This is a genomic window from Enterococcus sp. C65, from assembly GCF_040887165.1.
Taxonomy (GTDB): Bacteria; Bacillota; Bacilli; order Lactobacillales; family Enterococcaceae; genus Enterococcus_B; species Enterococcus_B hirae.
Genome location: NZ_JBFOFG010000003.1, coordinates 35,949 through 54,453, shown reverse-complemented (window position 1 = coordinate 54,453; position 18,505 = coordinate 35,949). Strand labels below are relative to the sequence as shown.

Below are 18,505 nucleotides of genomic sequence, written 5' to 3'. Positions count from 1 at the left end.
TTCTAAATAAGGAGGAAGCTATTTTGGTTATCACTATTCTCACGATCCTTTATTTCATCAATGCACTAATTGCTTTAGTAACTATTTTAATCAAACCTCGTGACGTAGCTGCAATCTGGGCGTGGTTGCTCGTACTATTTGCTCTTCCAGGTCTTGGATTTATCCTATATCTCTTCTTCGGTCGCGGATTGACTGATAAGAAAAAATTTTATTTGAGACAAAGCGACTTGAAAGAACTAGAAAATTTTCAAGATTTCAAAGGAGATACGATCGATCACTATGATCCCGTCATGGATAATGAAGAGCATCAACAATTTGTTGACTTCTTCTCTTCTTTGAATCGCATGCCATTAACCCGACGTAATTCCGTCACTTTATTAACAGATGGTCAACAAAAGTTAACTTCTCTATTAAGTGATATTCGGCAGGCAAAGCATTCGATTCATATCGAATATTATGCATTCGTCACGGACAACATCGGACAACAAATCTTGACATTACTTGAAGAAAAAGCTGCTGAAGGGGTTGAAGTCCGCTTATTATATGATGCGTTTGGCTCACACGGCACTAAACCGAAAGACTTTAACCGTTTGATCCAAAATGGTGGTCACGTCCACACATTCGTCACGTCACAAAGAGCATTACTTCGATTCCGCTTAAATTATCACGACCATCGTAAAATCGTCGTGATCGATGGTAAAATCGGCTATACCGGTGGCTTTAACATCGCCAATCAATATGTCAATCCAACCAAAAAGTTTGGTTATTGGCGTGATACTCATATTCGAATCTATGGCGCTGCTGCTTCATTATTACAGCTACGTTTTCTAACGGATTGGAATGTTTCAGTACCCGAACAAAAGAAGGTTGCCTATCATCTTGATTACTTTTTTCAAAAAGAACTTGGGAAAGACGACAAGCATAAAAATACTTCGATTCAACTAGTATCAAGCGGTCCTAACAACGAACGTGAACAAATTAAATTATCCTTTATTAAATTGATCACAGCTGCTAAAAAACGGGTATGGATTCAAACACCTTACCTGGTTCCAGATGAAAGTGTGATCGCTGCCTTAAAAATTGCCGCTTCTTCTGGCGTAGAGGTCAAGATCATGATTCCTAATAAACCTGATCATCCGTTTATTTACCGAGCAACCCAATATTATGCACGTCAATTGATCAAAGAAAACGTTCAAATCTTGGTTTATGAGAATGGTTTTTTACATGCGAAAACATTGATCATGGATGATGAAATTTGTATGGTGGGCTCTGCCAATCAAGATGTTCGAAGTTATCGGTTGAACTTCGAAACCAGTGCTGTCATTTATGATCCAGCCTTTTTAACCCAGTTAGCAGATCAATTTTTACAAGATGAAAAACAATGTACACCGATGACCACAGAAACAGTCAAAGAAATGTCTGGCTGGTTGTTATTCAAACAACAAATTTCTCGTTTGTTTTCACCTATCTTATAAATCATACGCAGGAAAGACTTACAAAATATGAGAAACTAGTGTTTTTTCCTTGAGCCACAAAAAAAGCCAAGAGCTTCAGAAACATTTTTTGTTTCTGGATTTCTCGGCTTATTTCTTTATGTTTAACTATTGCTTATTAGGAAACATCGAAAATTGCTAGCGGAAAAATGAAGTAAGTCTCTTATCAAAAAATGACTCTATCCAGGAGCTTTTACGATAGTCCATTCTAATTCAGATTGATATACCCCACTTTTCCCTCCTGGAGCAACTGTTAGTTGGAATTGATGATCTTGGTCTTGAGGTAAAGAATACTCCCTATCATTGATCTGTCTTAATGAAAGATTGACAGGTGTCGTTGAAATCACTGAACGGACCGAGTCATTTTGATAGGCTAACTGAGCCGCTAACTTTTGATCTCCATTACTAAACGGTTGAACTTGTTTAACGGTTAAATCCCAATCCTTTGGCTTGCCTGTTGTATCCTCTACTATCACATTCACTGCTTTTTGTGTCGTTGATTGGCTCGTTTGCCCTGTGATCACTAAATCTTGAAATAACATCTCTGGATCAATCTGTTTAAATGAAATCGTTCCTTGAACCAATTGGATAATCAATTTCTCCTTTTCAGAAACCTGTCCTTCCGCATCTTTTCCATAAATTTCTACGTGGTTTTCTCCTAATTGGAGCTGATCTAGTGGGAGTTTTTGACAAAAATCTGTCCACGTATCTTTCTTTTCATTACTAATAGAATCTACTAAAACATTTTCCGTACCATTTAATTGATAGAAAACACGGATACTCTCACTTTCTTTATCTTTCCATTGACCTTTGATCACTAGTGACTGATCGGTCGGTGAAACCGTGACTTCACTTGTGGGTTCTAATAGTTTGACCTCTGGTGGTGTGTCTGCTTGAACAAGTGATAGCACTGCATCATCTTCAGCTACTTGCGTGCCGTTAGTGATCTTAAGATGAACTGCATTATCTCCTAATTTCCCATGATTTTTCAAATCAACAGGAATTGAAAACGTCCCGTCTTCCTTAAAATCTGTTACTGATACTGGGATCGTTTGCCCATTGATCGTCAAGTCAGGAGAAAGATTGCTTTGATCGCCCACCCAATTTCCTGTCAATGTTGTTTGGTAGGACTGCTCATCTGAAACAGTGATTTGCTTATTTTTTGTTGCTTCATCAAAAGAAAGGCCTAGTTCTTGAATCTTTGGCGCTGATACTGTTAGGAAATTATTCCAGTCAATCGTAGCTGTCTGACTATCGAAAATAGCTGTATGAAAAGTAAATTTACTTTTCGTTAGTGCTTCTTTTGTGATCTCCGCTTGGTAAGATAATGACACTTTATCCCCTTGATGAAGCAATAATTTTTGTAAGGAATATTGATCGTCGTAGTTTCCATCTGTAAAACCTGAGTCAGAGATTTGGGTCATCCTACCGTTATATGTGATATCGTCTGAATATAATATTTTTACATTCGTATTAAAATACCACAACATCGTTGATTGCAACTGTGTATTGCTATCAATAAAGGCACCTGTTTGATTTTCCCCATTCATTGGCTGATAAGTAAAGGCTGGATCCCCGAATAATTTTAGCCCTTGAGTTTCTTCGGGATATAAAATCACGACAGAAGACTGCTTGTACACATCTGGCAGAATTCCTTCGTCCTGTTTTTCTAAAGTCGTCGTGACAGTAATTTTATCGCCTACAGATGTGTAATTAGGTGCATGATCTTTTGTATAAGAAATGGTTGCTTTTACATGCCCATCAAAAATGAGTCCTTCCGTCTTTTCTGGATAAGTAACATCCGCTAACACCGAAGTAGTAGAAAAGAAAAGAGTGATCAAAAAACAAAAAAAGAATAAAAAGATAAAGAGCTCTTGTCTTAATTGTTTTTTTGCATCCATTTGACTAGCTCACCTACCTTTTTGCTTTCAGTAATTTCCAACTTAAAAATAAAATGATCAGCACAAGAAATAGTCCAATTCCGATAATGAGGGATAAATAAGGGATTCCCTTTTCATTTGTCACAGCATCATGATTTAGTTTATTTGCTTTATCAGCTTTAATTGTCAAATCAGAGGTCATATGCCAGCGATGAGTGGTTCCTTGCTCTTTTGCATCAATGGTCACTGTATAGTTACCTGCAGCGATTTTGTCTTTGTTCAAACCGATCGGAAAATCAAAATTTGTATTGGGTGCGATCGACAAATTCTCCTTTTTCGTTTCATACAGTATCTCATTACTGTCTTTTTTCGTCACTTTAGCATCAAATGCCACCTTACTAATGATCGTAGCTGTCGGATTTTGGATATTTGCAAAGATTGTCGTATACGAGTTTTGTAATCCTACGTTGACTTTTTTTAATTTTAAGTCAGGAGTCACTTTAACCAAACTATTTTGTAATTTAACGCCAATGACATAGGCATATTTATTACGGATCGCCGTTCCTTTTGCTTTTTGGCTAATGTCATCCTTCTTACTAACGTGAATCCCGCCAAGAACGATCCCCTTAAAAGCAGTTTTTGGCATGGTGATCTGGAATTGAACATCCTCAGCTTTTCCCGCAGGTAATTCTACTTCTTGTGTTTTGGGTTTTACTAGTTGATTCAACTCGTATTTGGCTGACGGATCTTTTTTAAATTCATTTTTTCCATAATCGATCACACCATTGCTATTGGTTGCAGCATTATTCACGTTCACAAGAAAAGCAGCTGTTTCTTTCCCAGTATTCGCTAGATGGATCTTAATTGTTTTTTGTTGATTGGGCTGAAGGTGTAAATCAAAATACGAAAGATTCTTGTCAACTTGGAAATCTGGAATATCCGCGCTAACGCTATATGCTGATTCATTTGAATCAGCATAGACGGACATTGGCGACATAGTCACCCATAATCCAAGAACCAAAACAATCAATGCTCGTAGTTTATTCATCTTACTCCTCTTTCTATTCCGTTGGGCCTGCCGTCAATGTCCAGGTAATCGTAGCCGTATATTCTTTTGCTTGTGCCGATCCTGAAGGAACCGCTAACTGCACATTTGCATTGTCTCCTTGTGTTCCATTAAAGACATCTACCCAAGTGCCTTCTCCAGCTAAACTATCTGCTGTCATGACCGTTTGTGCTTCTGTATTGGCAAAAACGACATCATTCGTCACTGGTTTTTTACTGATATTATCTGAATTAGTAGCTGCTTCACCATTTTTAAATGAAAGAATGGCTCCTTTTAATTCTGAGTTGTCACTAGCTGTAAATTTTGAGGCTGAGGCTGTCAAAACCCAACCACCTTCTACACCACGCTTATCCGTTACTTGGACATAAGGGGAAGCATTGACTGCATGATATACTTGTCCAGTCGTAGCAATATCTTTGGTACCAAATGTAATATTCGAAACATAATCGATCGATAATGGACCATTGTCTCCTGTTCCATGGTTATCTGGATCATCTGGATCAATCGGATTATTTGGATCAACTGGCGTATCCGGATCGTTAGGATTGACTGGTGTGACCGGATCGGTATTGGTTCCATCAAAAGTGATCTTTGCAGTAGAAGTAGTTGAATCATCAATCGTTTCGTCTGCTTTCACCATCGTAGATAATAAAATAGTAGAAAATAATGAGGCCGTTGCTAGCGTATAAAGTACTTGTTTTTTCATTGTTATTCCATTTCTCCTTTAATTAAAACTATGCTGGTGCATCAGTTAATGTCCAAACTAAAGTGGCCGTGTAGGCTCCTGCCAAATTCCCTGAAGGAACTTTTAACTTCACTTGAGACGTTGTCATTTCATCTGCCCAAGTACCCAGACCAGTATCTTTCACTGCTGACATGATATTTTGGGCATCATCATTGACGGTGATTTCATTTGTAGCAGGCGCAGCGGATTGACTATCTGCGACAGTTTTAGTTTGCCCAACTGGTAGCGTGAGTTCTGCCCCTTTTAATGTTTGATCAGCTGAAGAAAAACCAGATTGTGCTGGATCATAGCTTACTTGCAGATTCCAACCAGCCCCTGTTCCTCGTAAATCTGAGATTTGAGCTTCGACCATGTTAGCTGGTGCTGTTGCTTGGTAAGTCTCTGTCTTCCCAGAAATCATTTGAGTCCCAAAATCAATATTTGAGATATAGTCAATACGCAAATCACCTGTGTTACCAGTAGGTTGATTCGATGATGGGTTATCATCTGGATCAAGAGGGTCAATCGGCCCTACTGGATGATCAGGATCTTGTTTCGTCAAGCCGATTTTTGCTGTACTTTTTCCACTTAAATCATCGGCATGTACGGTTAAAGCCCCCATTAAAAAACTTGTACTGAGTAATACAGTCGTTAAGATTATTTTTTTCACTGTTGTTCCTTCTTTCTTTTCCTGAACAGTTGCCATAGACCTATCACTAAAGTAAGAAAACCCAGCCATTCTAAAAAGAACGAGGATCGGTCATTTGTCTGTGGAAATCGTGTTTTTTCTTCTTTTTTTGTTACCTGATTTTTTTCAGATGCAGAAAATAGAGTACTTGGGTCTTTCGGAAGCTCCCCTTTAAAGGTGATCCCCACCTGACTTTTTTCACTTGAAGCAAATACTTCATCATTTAAAACGGATAATTGGACCGATAAAAAAATCAAAACATACAAAACAATCTTTTGAAATGTCTTCACATGTATTTTGCATCTCCCCTTTTTAAATAGTTATTAAATGACAGATAGGATCGATTTTTCGTTCTTGACTAGTTAGAACACTCAAAAACAAAAAATAGGTCTATATCTTTTCAAACCAGAATCATACACGCTTCCTCTTTTCCCAGCAACGTAATAAATGTATGCCATACAATTTTCAATGAGAGTTTTTTGAGGTTTTTGAATTTTTTTTAACTAGTTAAACTAAACTAGCTGAGACTAGGTCATTCATGAAACAAAATAAGCCGAAGAGCCCCAAAGTTAAACTACTTTTGGCTCTTCGACTTCCTTCTCAAATATAGATACTTTTCTTTCAGTATAAAAATTATGAAATGAAGATTTATTGAATTTTATTGAATATGGAAGAAGCAGTTTGCTCTAATACGTTGTTTAACGAATGTAACTTTTCTTTTCCAATGGTTTGAAACCAATCTACTGCAGCTTCGTTGCCTTCTTTCATAAATGGTGGCACTCCTTCTGCCCAAGTAGCTCGTCCACATAATACTCCGTTGAAATCAGAACCTGCTTCATGAGCAAATCGTAATGTTTGCTGAAATAATTCTGTGCTAACTCCTGCACTCAAAAAGATAAACGGACGTTCAGTTGCAGCGCTTTGTGCTAGAAAGAATGCTTTAGCTTCTTCTCTTGAATACACAGCTTCTTTCCCAAAGCCTTCGACAAAGTTCATATTGACAGGAACTTCTACTTTTAATACATCTACATGATATCGCTCTTTTGAAAATTCCCGCATCGCTTCAATTACTTTTCGCGGTTTTATTTTTGCATATTCTTTTGTCGTTGTATCAGAACAAATCGCATCGTACGAAATGATTTCTAAAAAAAATGGTAGTTCTTCTGCAAGACATTCTGAGCCGATTCTTTCGATATAGGCTTTCTTTTGTTCATTGATTTCTTCGTTTTCATCCACATCGTAATACAATAAAAATTTGCAGGCATCTGCCCCCACCTCTTTTAATCTTTTTACAGACCAAGTATTCAAACTATCTGGTAACCGTCCTGGCAGCGAACTATCATAACCGGTTTTTTCATAAGCTAATAATAGTCCTGTATTATGGGCACGATCTTTCGCTGCTGGTAATCCATACTCCGGATCTAACAAAATAGCTGAGGCATAAGGTGTTAATTCCTTTGAAACGATTTCTTTAAAACCAACTATATCGCGATCGTTTGTTTCTCTGTATTGACCAATTAGTTTCTTCAATGCGCCCCGTTGATCAATTGCTAAGGCACCGATCCTTCCATTTTCATCAACTATATTTTTTAAATGGTTTCGTTTCCCTTGACTGATCTTTTTCATTTAAGCTACCTCGTCTATCTGATTATTTAGTAATTTGGCTATTTCATCTGCTGAACTGGCTTCTTTTAAACTAGCTCTTATATCATCACGCATCAATAAACGTGCCACTGTTGACAATAACTTTAAATGCGCGTCATCAGCTTGTGTATCGGGAACAAACAAAGCAATAATAAATTGGATTGGCTGACCATCCAAACTTTGCCACACTACTTTTTCTTTTAGTTTTAAAATAATCGCTGCCGGGTGATGAATCGCTGAAGCTTTCGCATGAGGAATCGCAAAACCGTCCATCATTCCAGTAGTACCTTCATTTTCTCTTTCAATTAACTTTTCCAATACTTCTTTTTGATTGTCTGCAATAGTCAAATCAACGGTTTTCTTAGCTAAAAACTCAAAAATATCATTTTGAGTTTGACCTGTTTGATTCAAAAATATATTTTGCTCTTGGATAAAACCCATCTTATTATCTCCTAGTCTATTGATTTAACCATGATTTTATTTTTCATAGTTACAGTTCTTTTTTGCAAAAATCCTAATAAAAAGCCGCCAATTAAAGAGCCAGTTAAAATAGCGATCAGCCATTTCACCCCATGTGTAACAACAGGTAATACTAAAAATCCACCATGAGGAGCAGGGACTTGTACCCCGAAAATATAGGTTAAAACTGCAGCAATCGAGGATCCAAACATCATGATTGGTAAAATCTTCAATGGGTCTTTGGCAGCAAAAGGAATAGCGCCTTCGGTAATATGTGTCGAACCTAGAATAAAGTTCACTAAACCAGCGTTTCGATCATTTGTCGCAAAATATTTACCAAAAAACAATGTCGCAAAACCGGTAATTAACGGTGGGGCAATACAAGCAGCAGAAACTCCTGCCATAAAGGTTGTATTTCCTTGCGCTAGCAAAGCGGTCCCAGTGACATACGCCGCTTTGTTGATTGGTCCGCCCATATCAAATGCACACATACATCCCACAATGATTCCTAAAACAAGTGGACTAGAATGTTGAAAACTAGCTAACCAATTCATCATTCCTTCATTGATCATTCTCATTGGTTCTGCTAAAAGGGCCATAATTGTCCCAATCGTCGCTACACCAATCACGGGATAAAGAAAAATTGCTTTCAATCCATCTAATGACTTTGGCAAGTTTTTTAATAGTTTTTGCAAAAGTAGAATAAAGTAACCTGCTAAAAAGCCTGATAAAATCCCCCCTAAAAAGCCTGTTCCTCCTGCATTTGCTACCAAGCCACCTACTAAACCGACTACTAAACCTGGTCGTTTGGCAATTCCTTCTGCAATATAAGCTGATAAGATAGGAACCATCATCCCCATCGCTACATCTCCGACACTTTTCAGCATTGCAGCAGTTGCATTGTATTGGGCATTTGTCGGATCAAAGGAATAAATGCCCCACACAGCAAAAGAGATAGCAATTAAAACACCACCGGCTACAACAAATGGCAGCATATGTGAAACACCATTCATTAAATTCTTATAGACACTGTGTCCCAGTGAATTAGCGGAACGCTGGTCCACATCTTCAATCGTATCGGCTACTTGAGCTTTTGTTACAATTGAGCCTTTACCAGCTAGCGCCTCTTCAATCAAACGATCTGCTTCTTTAATCCCCACACTAACAGAAACATCAATGATTCGTTTCCCCGCAAATCGTTCTGGCTGAACATCTTTATCTGCTGCAACAATTACCGCATCAGCTTCTTGAATCTCTTCATGTGACAGTTCATTCTCTACTCCTATTTGTCCGTGCGTTTCAACCTTGATCGTAATACCTTTTCGTTTGGCTGCTTGTTCTAATGCTTCTTGTGCCATATACGTATGGGCAATTCCTGTTGGGCAACCAGTGGCTGCAATCAGTTGATACTTCGTCATACTTTCTCCCCCTCTTCTTGAATCACATTGATTTGTGTCATTAATTCCTCAACATCCGAAAAATCGGTTAACCCTTTACGAAAAGCCGTAGAACTCCCAGCTGCGAGCCCTTCTTTCAATGACTCTTGAATTGTTTTTTGTTTCAACCACCCAGCTAAAAATGCCCCTAGTAAACTGTCACCCGCACATGCGGTATTCACTACTATTCCTTTTGGCGAATTACCGAATAATACTTGTTCTTTATTCAGAAATAAAGCGCCTTCACTACCGAGTGAAATTAACACATTTTGAGCTCCTTGTTTTAACAACTCTTTTCCATAAAAAATATACGCTTCTTTGGTATTCCTCTCTGTCTGGAACCATATTCGCAATTCTTCTTCGTTTGGCTTTAACAAAAACGGTTGGTATGGTAAACAATCCAATATTTCGGAGTAGCTGCTGTCAATAATCAAAAAGACTTTATTCTTTTGACAAATGCGACTGATTTCGACTAAAACTGCTGGAGAAACACCTTGAGGCAAGCTTCCTGAAACACAAAGATAATCGCCCATTTTAAGATTCTCAATTTTCTTTAAAAATTGCATCACTTGGTTTTTCGTTAATTCTGGGCCTTTGTTTACCAGTTTGTATTCTGCATTTTCTTGTTTTACCTGAGTAAATACATTGATCCTAGTCATCCCAGGAACTTCTAAAAAGTCCGTTTTGATACTTCTTTCTTTTAAAAAATCTTCGATATATTGTCCAGTAAAACCTGCTTTAATCCCCATTGCTGTACTTTCGATACCTAACATTTTTAAAATCAGCGACACATTGACACCTTTACCATTCGCTTGAATATCATCTTGATTCGTGCGATTTACAACAAAAGGATTTAATTGATCCGTTTCAATAAATAAATCAATTGCTAGATTTAACGTACACGTATAAACGGCCAATTGACTCCCTCCCTTCTTTCCTTTATTATGAAGCAGAGCCTATTGTAAATGTTTTCATAATCAAACATATTCAATGAAAACTTTTACAAATAGCAGAAAACATTTGTTTTTATTCTTTTCTACAGAAAAAGTGCCACAATTTCTTTCTATTCTATACATCAAGCGAGGGATCATACATGGAAAACAAGCTAAGTGAGTCTGAACAATATTTGTGGCGTTTTATTGAGGCACATATTTTAGATATTCCTGATTATTCGATCATCAAACTGAGTGAATTAGCTAATGTGTCAACGGCAACCATCGTTCGAACTATGAAAAAGAAAGGTTATGAAGGTTTTACTTCTTTCAAACACCATTTAAAAGAAAAGGGAAATCAAACGATCAACTTTTCTACTTTAGAAAAAGTGGATCGAGGGATTCGGAAAGCTATTTTAAAAAATGAAGAAGAAGTAACTCGTACGATCAATATGATTGAAATCGGCAACATTGAGGATGCCATCCAAAAAATCAAAGTTGCACGTCGGATCATTATTTTTGCGCGTGGCTTTTCAGAATTAATCGCCCAAGAAATGATGGTTAAATTTCAACTTGCAGGCAAATACTGTGAGCTTCACACTGATCCTGAAATCATCAAAAATATCAGTAAAACGTTACATAAAGAAGATATTGCTATTTTTGTTTCTTTAAATGGCGAAACAAGCGAATTAGTAGTTGCTGCTCAAAATTGTTATAACGCAGAGATTGGGACGGTACTCTTAACCGCGAATCAATACTCTAGTATGATGCAATTTATTGAAATCGCTTTTGTTGGGTTTAAATCAGAGGGTTCATTTTTTCCTGATTACGAAGTAAGATCCAGACTCCCATTGTCGATATTAGCGCGTATTTTATTAGATGCATACGCATTGAGAACAAGCGAGTAAAAGAGAAAACGAATCGTTTACTTTCATACTCTATGAACTTATTTTTTTTGAATAAAACAAACGAAAGACAGTGGAGTGATCATCAATGAATGATCCTCCTCTGTCTTTCTCGGTTACTTTAACCAGCTATTTATATGATTTACTTATACTATTTTGAAAAATTACAAAAGCAAAAAAAACGATTCTTTTAGATAGCTATTGATTCTTTTTTGAAGAACAGTTTTTTGCTGAGAGTTGCTTTTCTGCTGCCCAGTGATTGATGGGACCATACTTGTGACCGACAATGATTTCTTCACCAATTGCAATATTGACGTAGTCTTTTGCCGTTCGGATTGCTTCTTCTACTGTTTTTCCCTTCGCTAATTCTGCAGCGATGCAAGCCGACAATGTGTCTCCTGTACCGTTGATTCGATCTGTCGGATAAAAGACTGCACTTAACCAAAATGATCGTCCTGATTCCAGCAACACATAATCTCTTACTTCTTCTTGATTACTTTCTTTCGTATGAAATCCTTTGATCATCACATTTTTGGCACCCATTGCCTGTAAGTCAACAGCGGCCTGAACATAATCTTCATCTGTCGTTAAGGTTCTTCCAGTTAATTTCTCTGCTTCATAGAAATTCGGCGTCAAGACAGTCGCTAACGGTACTAGTTTTTCTTTCAGACTACTTAAAGCAGCTTCTTCTAATAATAGATTCCCATGCTTCGTCACGATTACCGGGTCGACCACTAATGGACCAAAGTTATACTGTTGATAATTTTTAACTACTGTTTCAATCAATTCTGCATCAGCTAGCATACCTGTTTTAGCCGCTCTTATTTGGTAGTCTTCAGCGATCAAAGAAAATTCTTTATCAATGAACGCACTTGGTAAGGTCACACTTGCTCCGATCCCATAAGAATTTCCTGCCACACAAGCCGTCATAACTGATACACCATAGACGCCACGGGTAAAGAAAGTATGCATATCTGCTTGCATTCCTGCACTTCCATCACTGTCTGATCCCGCGATCGTCATGACTTGTACATATTGGTCGTTCATACACTTCATTCCCTTTTTTATTTTTTCAACTCATTCCCTATTCTACACAACTATACCACTTCTTACTTTAAGGAATCAAATCGTAGTGGATGGACAATTGTTGATTGCAGCTTTTGTCAAATTAGTAATATTCAAGATATCTCCTTAAGAATAGTGATCTTTTTAACTAATCACTTACTAATTAGTTAAAAAGATGAAATAAGCAAAATACAGCATAAAAAAACCGAAGAATACTGACATAAACGAGATGATGCTCAGCTTCTTCGGCTTACTTTTTTATTTGCTTCTTCAGTGCACAGCTCAGGTCTAGCATCCTCTCACTAACTAGCGAGTGACGTTATTTTACTACCAACACATTGCACGGTGCATGTGTGACTACATAAGAAGTAGTTGACCCAACTAAGACACGTTCCACGGCATTCAATCCTGTAGCCCCCATAACAATCAAATCAATTTTTTCCTTTGATTCATTGAAATTTGCAATCAATGTTTTCGGATATCCATACAAAATATACGTCTCGATATCTGTTAGTCCCTTTTCAATTGCTAAGTTGCGATGCTCTTTCATTTGGTTTTCTGCAACTTCATCTAATTCCTCTTGTAAGTTCGTTGTAACAAATGCAAAATCACCGAAATAGTTACCCGTTACTTCGTTTACGTACAAAATGTGTAGCTTTGCCTGATTTCTTTTTGCAATTGTAACTGCTTCAGAAAAGGCTTTTTCTGCTTTTTCTGATCCATCAATTGCTACTAATATATTTTTATAGGTGTCTGCCATTGAAACCGCCTCCTTTACAATCAGTGTAGCACGATTATTTTAAGGGAACAACTAATTTACTAGCAATGACAAAACTCAGCGATTCGCTTGTCTTTGAACTTGTTCATGCGTTTTTCTCTCATTAGAGCTGTAACCTTCTTGGCTTGCTTTTTCTTTTATCTGAGTCATACGCAGTTTTTTTTCTAGCGGCTTCATTTGTCCTAAATTACTTTTCGGTTCAAAATGATCCGTGGTAGGAAATAACCTTTTCTTTCCGTCTGTCTCTGTTAAATCCATCATATTATTATTTAACTTCTTATGCTCGCTCACTGTTGATTCTGTTAATATTTCAGTCTGGCTTTCCTTATCCACTGATTCTTTTTGTTGAAGTTCTTTAGGTAATATTTTTTTTAAATCTGAAGCGATACCTGTATAAAAATCCGTTATTTTTTGTGCTTTACCCAGTAATCTCCATTTATCAGAATCCCCATCCGCTTGAAAAGAGTATAATTCAGGTCTATATATTGGGTTTAAATTTATATTCTTGAACCCAGCATAATCGACGAGGATCGCTCGTAAATTTTCACAGCACCAAGCTGGACTTTCTTGATACAAATCATAGATTTGTTTTTCTACTGTCGTTTGGTTTCTTACTTGCGGGGCATGTTTTCGTGCAAACTTCCTAATTTTAGTATTTCTTATAGCGAACTCATTATCGACAATTTCACGAAATTCTTTTGAAGAAGTTAGCGAAACAAAAGGAAGTCTGTCCTGACATTTTTTCAGTAATTTTTTCCCTATTTCAGGTTGTTCCTTTATTAAATTTAGAATAATTGGATAATTCGAAAGATGATCCCTAAACTTTTCTTCTACACTTTTATCGGAGTCATCCTTGTTAATCTTGACTACTGATTGTTCGATTGCTGCTATTAATTCTTCTTTTACTATATTATTTTCCGCTTTGTCGGTTGGAATATTCTCTATTAGAATTCCTTTTCGTTCCATATGTTTTTCAATTACTTTTGCAATTGTTTTAAGTATTGATATATGATTATTATCGTTTACTATAGGACCTTCATCAAAAGTGTCTATCCACTTTTGCATTTGCCCGTATGTAAAATGGATACCTATTTCCTCTAATCTTTCTCTTGTTATTTGATATTCTTTATCTATTTCCTCCAAATTCCTAATTTTAGGAGGCAAAATTTGTTTAACTATTTCTGGAAAGTAATAAACAAGTTTTTGCTGCTCTAATGTTTCTTTCATTTCATCCATCAATGAAAATAAGAATCTATCATTTTCTTGTTTTACATTTTTATTTGTTGAGGGGGCCTTCCATTTAGTCTGATCTAGTTGATTTATAGGAGCTACAGAATCAATTTTCTGATAAAATTCAGAGCGATTTTCATCAGTCAATGATGAATCAACATGTTGTAGGACAAACTCTTTAATTGGTGTAAAGGACGTTTGACGATAAACTGCTACGAGTGGATCAATCTCTTGTTTGTTTTGGTTTACTACTCGCTCCAATTCTAAAGCTATTTGAAGATTGATTTCTTCTGCAACTGCACGGATAACTTCTTTTTCAGTAATCAATTTGTTTAGCTTTTCTTTTTCAGTTACTGTTAAATAATCCCTCAAACAGCTAGAAATTTTCCCTTTAAAAGATAAGTCTGTTTTTTTAAGACAAACATCTACATAAGCTTTTAATTCAAGTTTTGATAAGTTATCCTTCTGTAAGAATAATGGAAGAAACGGGTCGTTTTTTAGGTAAGCGTAAAACTTTTCCCTTTCCTCCAAACTTAAATTTGGTTTCATTACTGTTTGAATCGCTGCTTCTCTTTGCATATTGGTGTCTAATTTTTCAGCTAGTTCTTTGATAAATTGCTGTAATTGTTTATTTTTCGTAACAGAATCAACATTAGCCTGTCCTATATGTATTTCTTTACGCTTATCTTTTTGAAAGTTAAAGACACCATTCCTTACTAATTCTTTCAGTTGGGTATCATTCTCAATCTGCTGCTGCTTCTTTTCAGTTTCCAAAATATTTTTTTGCTGCGCCATGTCGAGCTTTTGATTATAAATTTCTATTATTTGTTTGGCTCTTCTTTGACTTTCCTCATTAGGAGATATTAGAATATCTTTCGCTTTTTCATTGATACCAGTTGATGCCAAATATTGGATTAAATCTGCACAAAACGGGAGGTCTTGCTTACCTAGCTCATAAATTTGTTCAGATAACTCTGTATCTTCCCCTAAATCTTCTCTTGCAAGTTGATGTGCTGAATTTTTAAAATGAGCAACGACGGTTGGCGTTGTCTTTGCAAAATCTTTCAACGGAACTGCCGGAGCAATTTTTTGATAGTATGTAAGTAGTTCTTTGATTTCAGGGTCTTTTTCTGCAAGGTCTAAAATTTCTTTATCCGTTTTCGATTGACTTGCTTTCACTTCTTGGCTAAATCGTTCTAATCTTTTCTCTATTCTCTTCTTTACAGCGATAAATAAAGGCTCAATTTCGGCTACAGATTGCCATGTAGGTAATAAAATGATTCGGCTAATAAAACCGGTAATATTCGATTGTTTTTGTTTATTAAGTTCTAATACTGACTGCCAGTTTCTTCCCTTTTCTTCATCATACAGTACCCACTTATCCTTTAATTTATTTAAAGCCTTATTTTTTTTTGGTAGAGATAAAATGTGTTTCCCATTATGAGATTTTTTTTTGACTGAACTATATATATTTTCAAAATGACTGTCCATATATCTATATTTATCATCATCATCAAAACGAGAAATTAGAGCAAGAAAAACTTGTAATTCTTCCTTGACACTTTTTGGTTCATCGTTTTTTTTACTTTCTATTTCTTCGGTAGACTTCTGGACATAAACCATCCTCTCAGCTAGAGAAGACAGATTATGCTCTCTCAATCTTCCTATGTCTTCAAGGCTGATTTTTGTTCGATAGTTCTCCCCATTTTTTTGTTGAGAATGACGTTGTCTTTGAATAAAAGAGTCAACTTCAAAGGTTAATTTACTAGATTTGCTTAGTTCATAAAGTGCAATACGTTTTTTAAATTCTAAATGTTTTTCAGCATCTAAAGACAACTGTGCTTGATTTTTGATGAACTGCTGAGTATCAACTGAATTCACTTTTTCATACATCTCCGTAAAGAAGCCGATTGATACTCCTATGTCATATCTTAATCTTTCATATGCGCTTGGGCCTATTTCGTTAGCTATTGTTAGAAGTTGTTTTTTTTCTAAAATCAATTCATCGATATCGATTTGGTTTGGGGTTGCGACATTTTTTTTCAAGTTTTTTATTGTTTCTAAATCACTTGGTATTTCTTTAGCTTCAAGGTAGGCTAGATAATAAATGATCATTTCACTTTTTGATGATACTTCATGGTCAATAAAATACCGTAGTACTTCATCTTTAAAGTCAACTGTCGGTAAAGTAAAGTCCGTTTTTCTACTTTCCTCTTGGAGTTGGTTGTTTATATCAAATGCTAGGTAATTACTTTCAGTCAAATATTTTTGAGCTTGTTCTTTAATCATTTCTCGAGCTAGTATCGAAACACTGTTATTATATATCGCTCTGAAATAATCATCTGTTCCCCTTTTTTTCCCTTGTTGGATTTTTTCAAGTTCGAACACAATATCGCTTTCTAAGTATTTTGCCAGCAATAATAATTGCCTTTTCTCTGAGTATAGCGTTATCACTTCTTTTTTTTCTTTATCCGTTAAATCTTTAGTCAAAACTTTTTCAAAAATCATTTGGATATTATTCGGTAATTTTTGTGCATCAAGATACGCCAAGTAAAAAGCCCGAACTTCATTAGCAGATAAGTCTTCCCTCTTAAGAAAACGACTTAGTCCATTTTCTTGAAAATCTACATTTGGTTGTATGACTGATTTTTTTCTAAATTCATCTTGAAATTGGGTATGAATTTCAAATTCAACATACTTACTTTTCCGTTAGGTATTTTTTGGCTTGTTCTTTGATTTTTTCTTGATGCTTTTTCGAATCGGTCTTTTTATACGCCGCTAAGGCCACTAAAAAATAATCATCTGTTACCTGTTTTTTGCCTTGTTGGATTGCTTCAAGTTCATATACAGTCTTTCTATCTAATTCTTTTGTCAGTAGTAACAATTGTCTTTTCTCAGGAACAAGCTCTAACGCTTGTGCTTTTTCAGCAGAAGTTAGCTCGTTCAATAAGAGGTATTTCAAAGTATCTTTTAGAGAATTTGGTAATGTCGTCTCTTCAAGATAAGCCAAATAATACGCTCGTTCCTCGTAAGCCCTTCTGCTTTTTCCATCCACGAGTAGATGGAGACTTTCTTGTAAACGATCATTTTCATTCCATTTTCCCTGAGGTCGTTGTTGTCTTGTCCTGAGCATAAAATCCAAATAATCAAATGTAGTTAAATACTGTTTTGCATAGCCATCAATGATATATCGTTTTTCTTCAATCGTTGTATGTAAGTAGATATGTGTAAATAGATCTGTTGATGCTTTTCTAAATCCTTTTCGGATTTCTTTCAATGCTAATAAGTAGTATGGTTCTACCTCGTTTGTCAGAGATAATTCAACTTGTTCCTGTTCTTTTTTAATTGGCAAATAACTATAGTCAGGATCTGTGGTGGGATGTTCCTTAAGATAGGAGTTAACGGTTGTCTCCATAAACGTATTAAAGTTGGGGTGGTTATCAGAAAAAACATAGGGCTCCACCATTCTTTTAAATAAATCATTTTTCAATTGTGTCGAGGATAATTTCCGGTTTAAAATCAAACTGGCTCGGACTACATCATCCATTTGATTCCCCCATTTTCTTTTTGTACTACTAGAAGGAGACACCAAATCAATAAATAGTTGTTCGATATTATTCATTGATTTAACTATTTTTTCATTCTCGAATGGATGTAAATAATGATAAATTTCCGTGGATTCACTTAGTTCGCTATCATCTAATGAATAACTAGCATAAAATTGCTCTTTAAACTTTTTTTCCTTTTTATCTTTGATATCGTTTATCAACTCTTGAAAAGCCACACAAAAATTTGCCTTTTCTTCTAAAGAAAATAATTTTTTTTTAAGGAACAACTCCCTAAAATTTTGTCTTGTTCCATAGTCAGCCTTAGCGATTAACTGTGTAACCTCTTGCCAGTCTAAAAATATTTTTTTTTGATTCTCTGGCAATCGTTTCAATATACTTTTTTCTAAAATTTCCTTTTTATTCTGAAAAACATGTCCATATAGTACATCTTTTTCATCCCATAATTTATTCAATAAATAAACACTATCCGCCAATAAGTTGGGATTGTTGTATAGGTTAATTGTGATCCACTCTTTATTTTCTTTACAAGATACTTCATTTCCTCTAATCTCCATATATTCTTTCTCATAAAAGTCTCTTTCCATTTGCATTTCTCCGTTCTTCATTAATATACTTAGTTTTTTAGGGAACAACTAA

At 35.9% G+C, this 18,505-nt stretch carries 15 protein-coding genes; 2 read left to right on the top strand and 13 right to left on the bottom strand.

Features of this window, described 5'->3' with window-relative positions; all coding sequences use genetic code 11:
• The first annotated feature begins 23 nt into the window (after window positions 1-23).
• Entirely contained in the window at window positions 24-1,475 is a 1,452-nt protein-coding gene (gene cls / locus AB3I12_RS03925) for a cardiolipin synthase (RefSeq protein WP_063626891.1), read from the top strand.
• A 197-nt stretch (window positions 1,476-1,672) separates the two neighbouring features.
• Here the strand turns inward: cls and AB3I12_RS03920 are convergent, their stop codons facing one another.
• The 9 genes from AB3I12_RS03920 to pfkB form a co-directional block, all read right to left on the bottom strand.
• The gene (locus AB3I12_RS03920) at window positions 1,673-3,394 is read right to left on the bottom strand and encodes a hypothetical protein (RefSeq protein ID WP_063626889.1); all 1,722 of its coding nucleotides are present in this window, start codon (window positions 3,392-3,394) and stop codon (window positions 1,673-1,675) included.
• Window positions 3,395-3,407: 13 nt separating this feature from the next.
• Complete coding sequence (locus AB3I12_RS03915; RefSeq protein ID WP_063626888.1) at window positions 3,408-4,421, bottom strand: DUF916 and DUF3324 domain-containing protein; 1,014 nt, start codon at window positions 4,419-4,421, stop codon at window positions 3,408-3,410.
• Between the two features lie 13 nt (window positions 4,422-4,434).
• On the bottom strand, window positions 4,435-5,145 hold the full coding sequence (locus AB3I12_RS03910) for a WxL domain-containing protein (protein ID WP_010737324.1): 711 nt from the start codon (window positions 5,143-5,145) through the stop codon (window positions 4,435-4,437).
• Window positions 5,146-5,173: 28 nt separating this feature from the next.
• Complete coding sequence (locus AB3I12_RS03905; RefSeq protein WP_063626886.1) at window positions 5,174-5,833, bottom strand: WxL domain-containing protein; 660 nt, start codon at window positions 5,831-5,833, stop codon at window positions 5,174-5,176.
• Window positions 5,830-6,141, bottom strand: a complete 312-nt coding sequence (locus AB3I12_RS03900; protein ID WP_010737322.1) for an LPXTG cell wall anchor domain-containing protein — start codon at window positions 6,139-6,141, stop codon at window positions 5,830-5,832. Before AB3I12_RS03900 ends, AB3I12_RS03905 begins: the two co-directional genes overlap by 4 nt.
• 358 nt (window positions 6,142-6,499) lie before the next feature.
• Entirely contained in the window at window positions 6,500-7,477 is a 978-nt protein-coding gene (lacD, locus tag AB3I12_RS03895; RefSeq protein ID WP_063626884.1) for a tagatose-bisphosphate aldolase, read from the bottom strand.
• Entirely contained in the window at window positions 7,478-7,936 is a 459-nt protein-coding gene (locus AB3I12_RS03890) for a fructose PTS transporter subunit IIA (RefSeq protein ID WP_063626883.1), read from the bottom strand.
• An 11-nt stretch (window positions 7,937-7,947) separates the two neighbouring features.
• Window positions 7,948-9,372, bottom strand: a complete 1,425-nt coding sequence (locus tag AB3I12_RS03885; RefSeq protein WP_063626880.1) for a PTS fructose transporter subunit IIC — start codon at window positions 9,370-9,372, stop codon at window positions 7,948-7,950.
• Complete coding sequence (pfkB, locus tag AB3I12_RS03880) at window positions 9,369-10,307, bottom strand: 1-phosphofructokinase (RefSeq protein ID WP_063626878.1); 939 nt, start codon at window positions 10,305-10,307, stop codon at window positions 9,369-9,371. Before pfkB ends, AB3I12_RS03885 begins: the two co-directional genes overlap by 4 nt.
• Window positions 10,308-10,483: 176 nt before the next feature.
• Here pfkB and AB3I12_RS03875 point away from each other — a divergent pair, with 176 nt between their 5' ends.
• Window positions 10,484-11,230, top strand: coding sequence for a MurR/RpiR family transcriptional regulator (locus tag AB3I12_RS03875; protein ID WP_034700219.1), 747 nt, complete (start codon window positions 10,484-10,486; stop codon window positions 11,228-11,230).
• A gap of 195 nt (window positions 11,231-11,425) precedes the next feature.
• Here the strand turns inward: AB3I12_RS03875 and thiD are convergent, their stop codons facing one another.
• From thiD to AB3I12_RS03855, 4 genes are all read right to left on the bottom strand, one after another.
• Window positions 11,426-12,274, bottom strand: coding sequence for a bifunctional hydroxymethylpyrimidine kinase/phosphomethylpyrimidine kinase (gene thiD / locus AB3I12_RS03870; RefSeq protein WP_010737316.1), 849 nt, complete (start codon window positions 12,272-12,274; stop codon window positions 11,426-11,428).
• A 337-nt stretch (window positions 12,275-12,611) separates the two neighbouring features.
• The gene (locus AB3I12_RS03865; RefSeq protein WP_010719609.1) at window positions 12,612-13,052 is read right to left on the bottom strand and encodes a universal stress protein; all 441 of its coding nucleotides are present in this window, start codon (window positions 13,050-13,052) and stop codon (window positions 12,612-12,614) included.
• 75 nt (window positions 13,053-13,127) lie between these two features.
• Window positions 13,128-16,850 carry a hypothetical protein gene (locus AB3I12_RS03860; protein ID WP_231105535.1) on the bottom strand — a complete coding sequence of 1,241 codons (3,723 nt, stop codon included), beginning with the start codon at window positions 16,848-16,850 and terminating at the stop codon, window positions 13,128-13,130.
• Between the two features lie 148 nt (window positions 16,851-16,998).
• Entirely contained in the window at window positions 16,999-18,453 is a 1,455-nt protein-coding gene (locus AB3I12_RS03855; protein WP_063626876.1) for a hypothetical protein, read from the bottom strand.
• Between the last annotated feature and the right edge of the window lie 52 nt (window positions 18,454-18,505).